This is a genomic window from Shewanella maritima, from assembly GCF_004295345.1.
Lineage (GTDB): Bacteria > Pseudomonadota > Gammaproteobacteria > Enterobacterales > Shewanellaceae > Shewanella > Shewanella maritima.
In genome coordinates this window covers 3,894,911-3,910,772 of the sequence record NZ_CP036200.1, presented here as the reverse complement: position 1 = coordinate 3,910,772, position 15,862 = coordinate 3,894,911, and the positions used below count along the sequence as shown (strand labels likewise).

10 protein-coding genes are annotated in these 15,862 nt (G+C 42.9%); 4 read left to right on the top strand and 6 right to left on the bottom strand.

Going from position 1 to position 15,862, the window contains the following annotated elements; translation table 11 throughout:
• Nucleotides 1-18 precede the first annotated feature (18 nt).
• The 3 genes from EXU30_RS16555 to prmB form a co-directional block, all read right to left on the bottom strand.
• The gene (locus EXU30_RS16555) at nucleotides 19-1,209 is read right to left on the bottom strand and encodes an MFS transporter (protein ID WP_130601881.1); all 1,191 of its coding nucleotides are present in this window, start codon (nucleotides 1,207-1,209) and stop codon (nucleotides 19-21) included.
• Complete coding sequence (gene aroC, locus EXU30_RS16550) at nucleotides 1,210-2,304, bottom strand: chorismate synthase (protein WP_130601879.1); 1,095 nt, start codon at nucleotides 2,302-2,304, stop codon at nucleotides 1,210-1,212.
• A 74-nt stretch (nucleotides 2,305-2,378) separates the two neighbouring features.
• Nucleotides 2,379-3,323, bottom strand: coding sequence for a 50S ribosomal protein L3 N(5)-glutamine methyltransferase (gene prmB, locus EXU30_RS16545; protein ID WP_130601877.1), 945 nt, complete (start codon nucleotides 3,321-3,323; stop codon nucleotides 2,379-2,381).
• 76 nt (nucleotides 3,324-3,399) lie between these two features.
• Between prmB and smrB the strand changes: the two genes are divergently transcribed.
• Nucleotides 3,400-3,930: an endonuclease SmrB gene (gene smrB / locus EXU30_RS16540; RefSeq protein WP_423213387.1), complete on the top strand. Its 531-nt coding sequence runs from the start codon at nucleotides 3,400-3,402 to the stop codon at nucleotides 3,928-3,930.
• Nucleotides 3,931-4,076: 146 nt separating this feature from the next.
• On the opposite strand, the gene sixA is transcribed toward smrB, so the two are convergent.
• Nucleotides 4,077-4,547 carry a phosphohistidine phosphatase SixA gene (sixA, locus tag EXU30_RS16535; RefSeq protein ID WP_130601873.1) on the bottom strand — a complete coding sequence of 157 codons (471 nt, stop codon included), beginning with the start codon at nucleotides 4,545-4,547 and terminating at the stop codon, nucleotides 4,077-4,079.
• Nucleotides 4,548-4,712: 165 nt separating this feature from the next.
• On the opposite strand from sixA, the gene EXU30_RS16530 reads away from it, so the two are divergent.
• From EXU30_RS16530 to EXU30_RS16520, 3 genes are all read left to right on the top strand, one after another.
• A complete protein-coding gene (locus EXU30_RS16530) occupies nucleotides 4,713-7,505 on the top strand; it encodes an insulinase family protein (RefSeq protein WP_242620249.1) in 2,793 nt (930 codons plus the stop codon).
• 287 nt (nucleotides 7,506-7,792) lie between these two features.
• Nucleotides 7,793-12,103: an EAL domain-containing protein gene (locus EXU30_RS16525; protein WP_130601869.1), complete on the top strand. Its 4,311-nt coding sequence runs from the start codon at nucleotides 7,793-7,795 to the stop codon at nucleotides 12,101-12,103.
• 114 nt (nucleotides 12,104-12,217) lie between these two features.
• Nucleotides 12,218-12,961, top strand: coding sequence for a hypothetical protein (locus EXU30_RS16520; protein WP_130601867.1), 744 nt, complete (start codon nucleotides 12,218-12,220; stop codon nucleotides 12,959-12,961).
• 258 nt (nucleotides 12,962-13,219) lie between these two features.
• On the opposite strand, the gene EXU30_RS16510 is transcribed toward EXU30_RS16520, so the two are convergent.
• Both EXU30_RS16510 and fadJ read right to left on the bottom strand, forming a co-directional pair.
• The gene (locus tag EXU30_RS16510; protein ID WP_242620248.1) at nucleotides 13,220-13,429 is read right to left on the bottom strand and encodes a hypothetical protein; all 210 of its coding nucleotides are present in this window, start codon (nucleotides 13,427-13,429) and stop codon (nucleotides 13,220-13,222) included.
• Nucleotides 13,430-13,733: 304 nt separating this feature from the next.
• Nucleotides 13,734-15,857 (bottom strand): fatty acid oxidation complex subunit alpha FadJ, encoded by a 2,124-nt coding sequence (gene fadJ, locus EXU30_RS16505; RefSeq protein WP_130601863.1) that lies wholly within the window; start codon nucleotides 15,855-15,857, stop codon nucleotides 13,734-13,736.
• Nucleotides 15,858-15,862 lie beyond the last annotated feature (5 nt).

Here is a 15,862-nt window from a genome sequence, read left to right as displayed (position 1 = left end):
CTTTGCAAATATGTTTGGCTAGGTAGATGCGTGACTTTGAGTTAGCTCATGCTGATGAGGCTTATCCATATTTATCGCCAGTACAACCAGCGCCGAGATTATCGCGCAAATTGCCGCAAAAACCCACACTAAAGCACTGCTACTACCATCCCCCCAGATGATCCCAGTAAGCCAAGTACCTAGTGCACCGCCCACGCCAAAACTGATGCTCGCATACAATGCCTGACCGCGACTACGATGGGCTTTGGGGAATTGCTGATAAATAAACTGAATCGACACGGCATGGGTTAACCCGAAGGTAAATGCGTGCAGTACTTGGCTTAAACACACTAAAGATAAATTTTGCGGATACCAAGCTAAAACAAGCCAGCGCAATGCTGTGAGCGCGGTGCTGATAATCAACAACAGCTTTAGGCCGAACTTTTGAATAAGCCAAGGCGCTTTTATAAATATACCAATTTCTGCTAGTACCCCCAACGCGACTAACACGCCAGCGAGCGTTTCGCTGTATCCGACTTGCTTTAGATAAAGTACGAAAAAACCATAAAACGGCCCAACACTCATTTGCATTAACAGAGCTGACAGTAAAAATAGCGATACTGAGGCTGAAAGCTTAAGTGGCGTAATGGCGCGTTTTTGTGCCTCATCAACATTAGCTTTGGGTAAAGGTAAAGTGCACAGTGCTAACAGCAAAAACAATCCCATACCTAGGCTTGGCAAAATTTCTGCACCATAGCGGTCAATTGCCGCACCTGCAGCTATTACCAATACGATGTAACCAACACTGCCCCAGCTACGGATTTTGCCATATTGATGAGCATTTTCACCTAATGACTCTAATGTGACCACTTCCAGCTGCGCCAAAATCGAGTTCCAGAAAAAGGTGTAAATCACCAAGCTCAGGGCTAGGTACAGCATAGAGCCATGATAGAAAAAACTAACGAAGCTAATTGCAGCGCCAATGGCACCGAGTTTAATCAGCTCGGTTCGATAACCGGTTTTGTCGGCAACCCATGCCCACACATTAGGCGCGATAATTCGCGTACCTAATACAATTGCTAACAGAAAACCAATTTGCTGCGGGTTAAAACCGCGTGACTCGAAGAAGACCCCAAGATACGGGACGAGCAAGCCTAGGATGGCAAAGAAAAAGAAGTAACAGGCTCTAAGCCAGGTAAACGTGTGCTTAGAGCCAAAGTTGTGTGGCATTTAACGCATTCCAATCACAGGAGTTGGTGATACAACGTCCTGATTTTGCGCTCGATGTCTAAGCAAGTGATCCATCAATACAATCGCTAACATGGCTTCAGCAATTGGTACCGCGCGAATGCCAACACAAGGGTCATGACGCCCTTTAGTCACCACATCTGCAACCTCACCTTGTACTGTCATACTTTGCCCTGGCACGCTAATACTCGATGTTGGCTTTAAAGCCATGTGCGCAACGACTGGCTGCCCTGACGAAATGCCACCTAACACACCGCCTGCATGGTTAGACTCAAAGCCATCAGGCGACATTAAATCACGACCTTCTGAGCCTTTTTGCGTTACCACGCCAAAGCCATCGCCAATCTCGACACCTTTTACCGCGTTAATCCCCATTAACGCATGGGCAATGTCTGCATCGAGGCGATCAAATACTGGCTCACCTAGGCCTACCGGTACATTGGTTGCTACTACTGATACCTTAGCACCAACCGAGTCACCTGACTTTTTAAGCTCACGCATGTATTCATCAAGCGCATCTAGCTTGCTGGCATCAGGGAAGAAAAACGGATTTTGCTCCACCTGATCAAAATCAATTGTTTCAGCACTAATTGGGCCTAGTTGTGAAAGGTAGCCGTGGATTTCAATACCATGCACCGCTTTTAGGTACTTTTTCGCTACCGCGCCAGCGGCTACACGCATCGCTGTTTCACGAGCAGATGAGCGCCCACCACCGCGATAATCACGCATACCGTATTTTTGTTGGTAAGTGTAGTCAGCATGTCCTGGACGGAATAAGTCTTTAATATTGGAGTAATCCTGGCTGCGCTGATCGGTATTTTCGATCAGCAAACCAATAGAAGTACCTGTCGTTTTCCCTTCAAACACGCCAGATAAAATTCGCACTTCGTCGGCTTCTCGGCGCGCCGTGGTATAACGTGACGTACCAGGGCGACGTCGGTCAAGGTCGACTTGCATATCCTCAATACTTAACTCAAGCCCTGGAGGACAGCCATCGATAATACAACCTAGCGCCACACCATGACTTTCACCAAAGGTGGTCACAACAAAGTTTTGTCCAATACTATTTCCCGACATGCGTACAACTACCCTTTTACGTAATTCAGTTAGATTGTGTAATGCTACACTATTACAGCATTAACATTCACTACCTATTCACCATCTTTATATATGGCAAACAGTGATTCATTTTCAACTAATTGATCACGGGTTAATACAAACACACCGTCACCACCAAATTCAAAATCAACCCAAGTGAATGGCACATCAGCGAATTGCTCCATTAAGTGCACCATAGAATTACCTACTTCAACCACTAGCACGCCGTCTTCAGTTAGGTAATCAGCAGCATTAGCTAATATACGTTTGGTTAGATCCAAGCCATCACGACCAGACGCTAGACCAATTTCAGGCTCGTGATGGTACTCATCTGGCATATCGCCAATGTCTTCTTCATCCACATAAGGTGGGTTAGACACAATTAAATCGTACTGCGGCCCTTTAGGGATAGATGAGAAAATATCAGACTGGATTGGGAATACTCTGTCCATCACTCCAAGCGATTCGATATTCACCTGAGCCACTTCCAGCGCATCTTCGCTAATATCTAGCGCATCAACTTCAGCACCTTCAAAAGCATAAGCACAAGCGATTGCAATGCAGCCGCTACCGGTGCATAAGTCCATTACTCGGTTAACTTGCTTGTTGTATAACCAAGGGCTGAACTGGTTGTTAATCATCTCGGCAATTGGCGATCTTGGCACTAGCACACGCTCATCAACGTAAAAATCAAGACCAGCAAAACGTGCCTTGTTAGTTAGGTACGGCACAGGTAAACGTTCGCGTACTCGACGAATGATTAACTCGACGATTTTGTGTTTCTCACTGCTGGTTAAGTTGCTCAGCAACACTTGCTGGCCAATCTCTTCTGGTAAATGTAAGGCATGAAATACTAGAGCAATCGCTTCGTCCCATGCGTTGTCAGTGCCATGGCCATAATAAATCTCGGCATCGTTAAAGCGGCTCACCGCCCAACGCAGCATATCGCCAATGGTTCTTAGCTCTGTGACAGCTTCATCTACAAATATTTTATCCACAACACGCTCCTAGTATTCTGTTCGCCGCTATTGTAACTGATGTCTACCATGCTGGACTAGATTTCCATATAATATGCTGATGAAAGATGATAAAAACCTTGCAGGCGGCGACTTTGCAGCGCTTTTTGCTGATGTCAAACCCATAGAGCAGCGCGCGCATCACTTTAAACAACAAGTGAAAGCCAAACAGACGCTTGAAACTGCCAGCCAGAAAGTTTACGCCGATAGCTATTTCTCTGATCAATATCAGCCTTTATTGCCTAGTGAAGGTCCAATGAAGTGGATTAACGAGGACGTTGATAAGTTAGAGCTAAAGCGTTTAAGGCGTGGTGATTATGTACCAGATCTGCTGTTAGATTTACATGGCATGCGTCAGGCAGAAGCTAAGCTGGAAATTGTTGCGCTTATCCAAGCGACGATGAAACAGCAAAGCCAATGTTGCTGCATTATGCATGGTCACGGAACAGGTATTTTAAAGCAGCAAGTGCCTATGTGGCTTGCACAGCACCCAAGCGTTAAAGCCTTCCATCAAGCGCCTAAAGAATGGGGCGGAGATGCTGCGCTGCTGGTGTTACTTGATATTGGCGACCAACCTTTTCGCCGCTAGTTTTTAGCAGTTAGTGCTTTACAGCTGATGTCGAGCAGCGGTTTTACCAGTAAAGAAATGCAAAAAAAGCCTCATGGTTTGAGGCTTTTTGTGTATTTGAGCTTTTTGTCTACGACCATATGGCCGATTCACGGCAGCGCCTTTTGTTAGGCTACATTTTGCGGTGTGTACATGCCTTCGAAGTTAGCCACCTCACCTTGACTATCAATTTTTGCAATGGCTGATGTTGCGAAAATCGGTGGTTCAATACTGGTATCAAATTCATGCACCATAAAACCTACGATTGGCATGTGCGAAATCACTAATACTTTCTCAGCGCCGAATTGCTCGGCGTAGGCTTTAATCGCATCGACTCCATAACTTGGGTCGGCATTTGGCGTGACATCATCAAGTGTCACAAAATGGCCAGGCTCAGGCAGTGACTTACTCACCTCTTGCCAGGTTTGCTGAGCACGAAGATACGGGCTTACAATCACTAACTCGAATTGGTCTGCGTGCTTGCTTAGCCAATTTGCCATTAAACGGGTTTGATAACGTCCTGTATCGGTTAACTTTCTTTCTCTATCTGACGGCGCATCAAATCCGGCTTCACCATGGCGCATTAAAAACAGCTGCATACTACTCTCGAGGCAATTTTTGTTGTTAGTCCAATAATTGTACCGTGATTTAAAACGCTACAAAACAAACTTTCGTTATTCTTTAGTCGATAATGTCATGAGTTATTTGCCAAAAACTCTGAAGCAGATCAATATATAAAGAGTTTTGTTATGTGGAGCTATTCCTTGTCTGATTTTCCACCAGTAATAAAGAGCCCAAACGACCATCGCCAGTATCAATACCTAACTCTGGATAACCAGCTGCGGGTATTGTTAGTCGAAGATAAACAGGCGACTCAAGCTGCAGCCTCTATGGCTGTAGGTGTTGGGCATTTCGACGATCCAATAGAACGCCCGGGCATGGCGCACTTTCTCGAACACATGTTGTTTTTAGGAACAGAGAAGTTTCCAGATGCCGGTGAGTACCATGCTTTTATCAACCAGCATGGTGGCAACAACAATGCCTGGACAGGCACCGAGCACACCAACTTCTTTTACAGTATCAACGCCAATGTGTTTGAAGAATCTCTAGATAGATTTAGCCAATTCTTTATTGCGCCTAAATTTGACCTGGACTTGGTCGACCGTGAACGTCAAGCGATTGAGTCTGAATACAGCCTAAAGCTTAAAGATGACGTTAGGCGTATATATCAAGTACAGAAAGAATCCATCAACCCAGCGCATCCGTTTTCAAAATTCTCAGTCGGCAACTTAAAAACCCTTGCTGGCACGCAGCAACAAATGCGTGATGAACTCGTCGACTTTTATCAAACTCATTACAGCGCCAACCTTATGACCTTGTGTTTAGTAGCGCCGCTAACACTAACTGAGCTTAAAGCTCTGGCTACTCGCTACTTTGGCTCAATTAACAACAATAAAATTGCCAAACACTATCCTGATGTACCTTTTATTGATGAGGCGCAAAATCAACGTCAGATTAATGTTAAGCCGCTGAAAGAACAGCGCAGAGTTTCCATTAGTTTTTGCCTGGATGGTATCGACAAATACTATCAACGCAAACCGCTCACGTTTATCAGTCACCTGCTTGGTAACGAAGGTCCTGGAAGCTTATTGGCCTATCTAAAGGAGCAAAATTGGGCGAACAACTTATCAGCAGGTGGCGGCGTTAACGGCTACAACTTTAAAGACTACGCAGTCATGATCCAGCTAACTGAGTCTGGCTATCAGCAACTTGATGACGTGATTAGCTGTGTATTTGAATATATCGCCTTAATAAAACAGCACGGCCTTGAACAATGGCGCTATCAAGAGCGCGCGAGCTTATTGCAAACCTCATTCCAATTTCAGGAACAAATTAAGGTATTAGACCTAGTGTCGCACCTCAGCATTAACATGCATCACTATCATGCGGCTGATGTGGTCTACGGTGACTATCGCATGGACGAGCTTGATATTGCTGAGGCCAAAGAACTACTTGATGCATTTAATGTCGACAACATGCGTATTCAACTGGTTTGCAAAGAGGTAGAGACAGATCAAGCTGCAGACTGGTATCACACCCAATATAAAACTAGTGCGATTAACAAAGAGCGCATCGAAAAGTGGCGCAGCGCTACTCAACCAAGACAGGAATTAGTCCTTCCACCTAAAAATCCATTTATTGTGGATAGCCCAACGACTCGACCGAGCGATAATGTCAGTCAAGTACCTGTTATTGTGTCTAAAGGCGATGGCTACCGTATCTGGCATAAAAAGGATGATGAGTTTAATGTCCCTAAAGGACACATGTTCCTATCGATGGACTCGGCAAAAGCCTCACCGACACCAAGACACGCAGCTCTGACTCGTTTGTATGTCGAAATGGTTTTAGATTATTTATCTGAAGCCACCTATCAAGCTGAGGTTGCTGGGTTGAATTATCATATTTACCCTCATCAAGGCGGCATTACTCTTCACCTGACTGGCTACAGCGGTAATCAAGAAACGCTACTTGCACTAATCATCAATAAGGCACGCGAGCGTAACTTTACGCCTGAACGCTTTAAGTTAATCAAAAAGCAGATCCTGCGCGGTTGGCACAATGCGGTTCAAGCAAAACCCATTTCACAATTATTTACCTCGTTAACTGTAACCTTGCAAAAGCGCAGTTATGAACCCGCAAGGATGGCTGAAGAGCTAGAAGATATTACACTTGAAGATCTCCATAACCATGTCAGTGATTTTTACGAGAAGATTTATCTTGAGGGTTTAGTTTATGGTGACTGGTTAGCCGAAGAAGCGCAAAGTTTGGGCGCCAGACTGCAAGCATTACTGTCGCTGGTGACTAAGCCAAGTGGTGAATCATCGCGAGAACTTGTTGACCTTAGAGGCCACAGTACCCTGCTGAGGGAAAAGTCTATCCCCCACCAGGACAGCGCAATCATTGTTTATTACCAGTCTCCAGAAACAACGCCAGATAGAATGGCACTGTTTAGCTTGCTTAATCACACCATGTCATCAAGCTTTTTCAATGAGCTACGAACCAAACAGCAATTAGGCTATATGGTTGGCAGCGGTTACTTACCGCTGAACAGACACCCAGGGATCATTTTCTATATCCAATCACCAAGTGCAGGACCACGTAAATTACTTGAAGCAATCGACGAATTCATTGCAGATTTTAGCTACGCAGTAATGCAGATCACCAACGAGCAATGGCAAATGACCAAGCAAGGCTTGATCAACCAAGTAATGGAACACGATGCCAACCTTAAAACGCGAGGCCAACGTTACTGGGTGAGCTTAGGTAATCGTGATTATGAATTTAATCAACGTGAAAAAGTTGTGGCTGAAATTACTAAACTCACACGTGCTGACCTCATCAAGCTGATCATGGAACATATGCGCAGTAGAACCTGCGATCGCCTTGTGCTATTTAACCAGGGTGAAGCCCACCTCACCGAAGAGTCATTGCATAACGACAACATGATTGAAAACCTAAAGCAGTTCAAAGCTCGCGCCAATAAGTTCGAGTTTTGATAGTTAGACAGCGAGCAAGCCTGACGACAACAATTGTGAGAAATTGTATTTGCATACAAATCCGCGGACTAACCGCGGATTTAACACGAACGACTAAAATTCACTATACACACGATAAAATCGACTACAATTTAGGCTGGTAACAGTAAAAAAGTCATATTGAAACGGTTAAAAATCTGTCACTTAGCACATCTTGAATAACATAATTTTGACAACGGGATGCCTTTCTGAAAAAGTAGTATTTTTAACAACTTTTACTCGGCATCTTCAAAAAAAGTATAATACCTATGCCTCGATTTTTACTCGGATGTTTTCTGCTCTTCTCAGTACTACTCAGTACATTTTCTTATGCTGACTTCAGCATCGACTCATCTACGAGTCAGTTCGATATCCAGCTTAACTATGACAGCTATTCAGTTGCAGATGGTTTGTCGCAGAACACCGTATCATCGTTTGTCGAAGACAGCGAGGGTTACATATGGGTCGGCACTATCAATGGACTAAATCGTTTTGATGGTAACGAATTCAAGCAGTTTCATGCCAACAAAGATCATCCACATCTAGCAAGCTCCTTCATTCGCCAACTACTTATTGACAGCCAAGGGAGAATGCTTGTTGGTACTGATCGCGGTTTAAGTATATTTAATCAACATACAGAAACTTTTCACAATAGCTCTCAACATATGCTAATAGGAGAAAGAGCTATTTGGTCTCTAGATGAGCAAGATGGAGAGCTTTTGCTAGGGTTTAACAACGAAGTACTCATATTAAATAGCGGTGACCACCATTTATTAAATAAATTCACCTCTAATGATTTCAAAGAAGTAAAAAAAATAATCAAGTTGAATGGAGGGTATTACATTCGTAACTATGATGGCATTGTTTTTAGAGTAGAAAATAACACAATCAAGCGAGTTATTGACAACACAAACGATATAACTAAATTAAATGACCAACTACTTATCACTTCTCAACGAGGTACTTTCACATTAACCCAATCCAATGACCTTACGAAAATAAGCAATCAAGAATTCGAAACCTTCGACAACAGGACTAACAAAGGCATCAACTTCGACTTTGTAATTGCAACGAATCACCGCAGCGTTTTTAAAATCAACAGGAACTACGAAGTTAATAAAATTGGAAGTACAAATGCAAACATTGAACGTACAACAGCCTTATATATTAACGAAAAGAATAACTCCATTATAATAGCCAACTATGACGAAGGCTTTGTTTTTATATCTAAAACAAATAACCTAGTAAAAAATGTTGCACCTCAACTGACAAACATTTGGTCCGTCGTAAGCAATGATAATACTTTATATATTGGTACAAGTGATGAGTCGATACATACTCTTGACGAGAATTTAAACATTAAAGACAGCATTGTTTTTAAAGGAGTGATAGGTCCTAAATTTTTGGCTTTTGATAACAGCGATTTATATGTAGGAGGAAAGCAAGGCCTGTATGTTAAAAGTGAAAATGGTGAAATTTCACGACTGACTGATAAGCATATTACTCATTTAAAGGCATTTAAAAACACGATTATCGCTGGCACGTTTTCTGGAAAGATACTTGAATTTGAGAATAAAAATCTTGTAAGGGAGTTTAATTCAAAACAACAGTACCCGATATTTGACACACTTATTTCTAGCTCCAAAACTTGGGTCGCGAGTCAGAAAGGCTTGCATTCCATAGACAGAAAATCTGGTGAAGTAAGAACAATATTTGATGAAGATATTGCAACCAGCCTAAAACTTGATAACAACAAACTATATTTTGGCACAAGGACTTCTTTACTAAGCGTTAATATAGAAAAGCCTGAAAGAATTTCAGAGGTTTTCAGTAATGATAAGGTTATCTATTCAATAGATCAATACAACACCTTTTTATTAACATCTTCAGCTTATGAGATAAATGTAATCAGTGCAATAAAAAACTCACATATTCGTTTAGGGAAAAACAATGGCGCTTTAGGTGATTACGCGGTCAGTTCCTCCCTTAGTATTGGCGAGAATATTCTATTTGGTGGCACAGAAGGGTTGAGCCTAATCAATACGAATGAAATATCTTCCGAGCTAAACAAGAAAGTAAACATAAAAACCAACTTAAAGGAACTGCTACTATTCAACTCCCCAGTAAAAATAGACGGGACAATTTTATCTTCAACTTTAAACCATCAAGATAGAATTAAACTAAAATACTCGGACTATCCGTTTAGTATAAAATTTAATGCTGTCGGCCGAGCCTCAAATACAGTTGATTTTAGATATAAATTGCTAGGTCTAGATCAAGAGTGGATCGCAGCGCAAGGTGTAAATTCTGCAACCTACACTAACCTATCTCCTGGAGACTATATATTTACCATAGAAGCGGTGGATAAAGTTTCAGGACATTACGGGCCAGAGAGACGCCTAGCAATAACCATTACTCCACCTTGGTGGCTCACGGTACAAGCCAAGCTTGTCTACGCCCTAATCGTACTCATTATTGCATCGCTTATATCACGAGCAGTGATGAAGCGCCGACAAATTCAACGTCAAGTAGCCTTGAGTGAAGAACGTCTTAAACTATCACTTTGGGGAAGCGGCGATGAAATGTGGGACTGGGATATTGAATCAGGTCATATTTATCGTTCCAATATTTGGGGTACGTTAGATTTCCCTCGTGACGGTCGCCGCTCAGGCACTGAAGGAGAACAAAGTAATATCCACCCTCATGACCAACATAGGGTACAAAAGGCACTGAACGATCATTTCAGCGGCCTAACCGACCATTTTGAAATCACCTATCGAGTAAAAGGTAGAGACAACCAGTGGAACTGGATCCTTGACCGAGCCAAGATAGTGGAGCGAGATCAAAAAGAGCGTCCAGTTCGTATGACGGGCACAATTAAAGATATTAATAAGATCAAACAAACGGAAGAGCAACTCAGACTGTTTGCCCGCGCAATCGAAAATATCTCAGAAGGAATGTTTATCCTCGATGAAAACTACTTTTTCGTTGAAGTAAACGATGCCTGTTGTGACATATCCGCAAACTCAAGAGAAAAATTTGAAGGCATTCAACTTGAGTTTGACCGCTACCCTACCCAATATTCTGAGCAGGTAAGAAGCCTACTCAAACAGCAAGGTCGCTGGGCAGGCGAAGTTGAAGCTAGCCGCGGCGATGGCGAGCACTTCTTGATGGAGTTAACCATTGATGCCATCTATAACGAGCAAGGCGATACCAGTCACTACGTGGGCGTATTCTCTGACATTACTCGTCGTAAACAACAAGAAGAGGAACTTAGAAAACTAACCAATAACGACATTCTTACTGGCCTTCCTAACCGTTCGAGCTTACAAGTAACCTTAAGCAATCTTGTAATGAAGGACGTTCATCACACTCTTATGGTGCTCGATGTCGATAACTTCAAACGAATAAACGACTCACTTGGTCATCAGATTGGTGATGACTTACTTATTGGTATCGCTGAACGGATTAAGATGTCGGTGCCAAACGTGGCTTCACTTTATCGCCTTGGTGGAGATGAGTTTGCTTTGCTCATCGACCAAACGCCTGATATTGGCTCCTGCGCTGCTATCGCATCCAATATCATTCAAGCACTCAACCCAGCCTTTGAAATAGGAGACGAATCCTTAGTAGTTGGTATCAGCATCGGCATCGTACTTTATCCTGAAGACGAACAGAGCGAGCAAGCACTGTTACGCAAAGCAGATATTGCTATGTACCATGCAAAATCTGCCGGCGGCAATCGCTACCAATTCTACTCAGAATCGCTCAACCAAAATGCACTTAAGCAACTAGAAACAGAAAACCTAATTCGTGAAGCATTAAAAGATGATTTATTCGAGGTTTACTATCAACCTAAGGTTGATGTTAAAAATGACTGCCTAGCCGGCATGGAAGCACTAGTACGCTTGAAGCACCCGCAAAAGGGGCTTATTCCACCTAACGTATTTATCCCACTTGCTGAAGAAAATGGCCTAATTGTAGAGATTGGTGACGTTGTACTTCGAAAGGCCTGTTTTGCTGCAAATAAATGGTTAGATGAAGGCGTGTTTTCTGGACGAGTTGCTGTCAATTTATCGTCACGTCAGTTTGCGCTACCGGATCTTCAGCAGAGAATTGAGTCAATTTTACGTCTTACAAAGCTACCAGCCAAACACTTAGAATTGGAAATCACTGAAGGGACAGTAATTAAAAACCCTGAAAATGCCATAAAGGTGATGCTACAACTATCAAAAATGGGGGTTAGCCTTGCATTAGATGACTTTGGTACAGGTTATTCATCATTATCATACCTAAAACGCTTTCCAATCAATTGCTTAAAGATAGACAAAAGTTTTGTTGACGACATCGATAAGTCTGATAGGGATCTCAAGATGGTCGACTCGATTATTACGATTGCGCACAACATGGGGCTATCAGTAGTTGGAGAAGGTGTTGAACAAACGGCGCAGCTCAACATCTTAAAAGCACTTAATTGTGAAGAAATTCAAGGTTATATATACAGTAAACCCATACCAGAAGCAGACTTCACACTATTACTTGAATCTGACACGCAACGCAAACTGCAGAAAGTAAACTAACTGAATAAATATTTTTTTCATCATTAGCAGAACATTGGCATAGCATCTGCAAAACCTCTCTCAGATAACAAAAATCAGTCTTCGTACTAAATTTAACCTGAGAGAGATGAAAAAATGATTAAAGGACTAATTGCCCTAAGTGTAGCCGCCGCTTTAACTAACCCTGCTGTTGCATTTGACACTAAAAAAGATAGCTTTCAAAATATCAAGCTATCTGAGCAACAACTTGCTAGCTTTCCCAACATCAAGCTTTCAGAGCAGCAATTAGCTAGCTTCCCTAATATCAAGCTTTCTGAGCAGCAATTAACTAGCTTCCCTAACATCAAGCTATCTGAGCAGCAATTAGCTAGCTTCCCTAATATCAAGCTATCTGAGCAGCAATTGGCTAGTTTCCCTAATATCAAGCTATCTGAGCAGCAATTGGCTAGTTTCCCTAATATCAAGCTATCTGAGCAGCAATTAGCTAGCTTCCCTAATATCAAGCTATCTGAGCAACAATTAGCTAGCTTCCCTAATATCAAGCTATCTGAGCAGCAATTGGCTAGTTTCCCTAATATCAAGCTATCTGAGCAGCAATTAGCTAGCTTCCCTAATATCAAGCTATCTGAGCAACAATTAGCTAGCTTCCCTAATATTAACCTTTCGGAACAACGGCTTGCTAGCTTTCCTAACATCAAGCTTTCGGAACAACAACTTGCTAGCTTCCCTAACATCAAGCTAACTGAGCAACAACTTGCTAGCTTCCCTAATATCAAGCTATCTGAGCAACAACTTGCTAGCTTCCCTAACATCAAGCTATCTGAACAACAACTTGCGAGCTTCCCAAACATCAAACTTGCTAACGCGCAAACAGCTTAATTAAGAGGTAATTACTATGTTTAAATCACTAAAAGTTGCTTTAGGTCTAGCTAAGCCAGCAAGAAAACAAGTTAAATTGCCTGAGGGCTTAGATCATTTAGAAGTTATCCCAGCCAAAGCCTGGTGGAAATAACGATTAGATAAGACGAAAAGGGAGCCATATGGCTCCCTTTCGCTTTATGTGCAGTACTACTCTTCTGGCGAAACTATCCTCTAACGAGCTTCACACTACCTCAGCTTCAATATTAGATCTAATTGCTAGAACTTAGACACTACCGCCTGAGATGCATCTAGCTTTCCTTGAGCGATACGCTTATGAGCATTAAATAGAGGATATGCGGCAGGTCCTAATATAAACCCTGCACAAGCCCAGCGCTTTACCGCTAAGCCTTGGTAAAACGCGCTATTACCAATAAGCAAGCCACTGGCAACCCACACTAAAGCCATCAATAACCAATCAATTTGCAAAACTGAAACCTCAAACTTCTTCAGAAACAACGCAACAAAACAGCGCTAGGGTAATCGCTAACTTTTCTGCTGAACAGCTCAACTAGGCAAAATACAACTAAATATCTAGCTTGCTGACTACTTCACCTAGACCTTATTACTAGCGAGGCGCGCAAATATACACCAAAAAACCACTAAAATCGAACAATAATCAGGCAAAAGTCTTCCTTGCAGGCAAAAAAAAACGGCAACAATATGCCGTTTTTTTAAACAAATGTAACTCATTCATGCAATTGCATGACACAAAATCTTTAGATAATGACCATTATGAGTAAAAAGATTTACCCTCAGCCGCCATATCTTTGAGCATTTGAGCCGGAGCAAAACGCTCACCGTACATAGATTGATAACGCTCTAAAGTAGCCACCAGGTTTGCAGCGCCTAATGAATCAATATACCTAAATGGCCCGCCCAGGAATGGTGGGAAGCCAATACCGAAAATAGCACCAATATCACCATCACGTGGCGATGCGATGATCTTCTCTTCTAAACAGCGCACCGCTTCATTTAGCATTTGCACAACGCAGCGCTCAGCTACCTGCTTGATATCTTTATCTGAGCCAGCTTGAATACCTAACACGCCATACACAGACTCATCTACCTGCTTACCTTTCTTGGCCTTAGCACCATAAAGATAGAAGCCCTTACCGTTCTTACGACCCTTACGGTCATCAGCAAGAAGTTGATCAAACGCTTGAGGAGCTGAGAAACGCTCGCCTAGCTCTTTCTCAAGAATAGGAGAGATCTTAGCACCAACATCAATGCCCACTTCGTCAAGCAAGGTCATAGGCCCAACAGGGAATCCAAACTTAACCAAAGCTTTATCAAGGTGCTCAACACGTTGCCCCTCTAGCAACCACTGAGCAGCTTCGTTCATATAAAGCGCTAAAATGCGGTTAACATAAAAACCAGCACCATCTTGCACCACAATTGGTGTTTTACCTTGCTTGCGAGCAAAGGCTACGGTTGTGGCAATAGTTTCTGGAGACGTTGTTTTGTGCGCAATTACTTCAACCAGAGGCATTTTTTCAACCGGAGAGAAGTAATGCAGGCCGATAACGTTTTCTGGGCGTGATGCAGCCTGTGCAATTTGACCAATAGGAAGTGATGAAGTGTTAGACGCAAAGATAGTATTCTCACCACATTCACGCTCAACATCTTTTACCATTTGATGCTTGAGGCTTAAATCTTCAAATACCGCTTCAACAACAATATCGGCATCTTTAACGCCTTTATATTCGGTTGTTGTAGTCATTAGCGCCATTAAATTATCGCGTACAGCTGGCGTCATATGGCGGCGTTTTACGCCTTTAGCTAACAACTTGTAAGCGTATGCCAGTGCATTGCTTAAGCCTTGCTCTGAAATATCTTTCACGCGCACAGGCACTTTTGCCTTGGTGGTCGTAACCGATGCAATACCGCCGCCCATCAAGCCACCGCCAAGAACCATGGCCTTGTTAATATCGCGTGGCTCAGCGCCCTCTGCGCCGGTTTCTTTTTTCATCTCAGTGGTTGCAAAGAAAATACTGCGCAGAGCTTCAGACTCTTTTGACATAACCAGCTCAGCAAAGTGGCTTGCTTCAACTTCTAAGCCTTTTGTTAGGCCTTTGTTCAAGCCTTGGCGAACACAGTCAATAATTTTAGCTGGCGCAGGATAATTACCATGAGTCTTGCTCTCAACTTGCTTGCCTGCTTGTTTAAATACCACATCACGCGTAAATGAAGTTGACTCAAGCACCTTATTCACCAGAGTAGGCTTGACCTTATTAGCAGCTTTTTTGCCTTTTTTAGCCAGCTTAATGGCCGCTTCGAGCAAAATAGAACCTGGCACCATGTCATCTACCAAACCCATTTTAAGTGCCTTTTTCGGGCGGATTTGCTTGCCGGTTAGCATCATATCCAGTGCGGTTGTCACACCAACCAAGCGAGGTAGCCTTTGAGTACCACCGCCGCCTGGAAGTAAACCAAGCTGAACTTCAGGTACACCCAGCACGGTTTTCTTATCGTCAGTACATACTCGCAAATGACACGCAAGCGCCAGCTCTAGGCCACCACCTAAACATGCACCATTAATTGCTGCCACAACAGGAATCTTTAAGTTTTCAAGCTCGTTGAAAACAACATGACCTTGTTGGGATAGCTCCTTTGCGGCTTCAACGCTGGTGCAGGCATCAAGCATAGTGATGTCAGCACCTGCTACAAATGAGTCAGACTTGCCAGAAATAATCACTAAGCCTTTGATAGAAGTGTCTTGCTTAACTTCGCTAAGAATTTCACTGATCTCAGGACCAAACTCAGCTTTAAGGGTATTCATGGTCTCGCCCGGCACGTCCATGGTTAAAATAGCAATACCATCTTCACGGCGAGTTAATTCAAAAGTCTTTTCCATGTTCT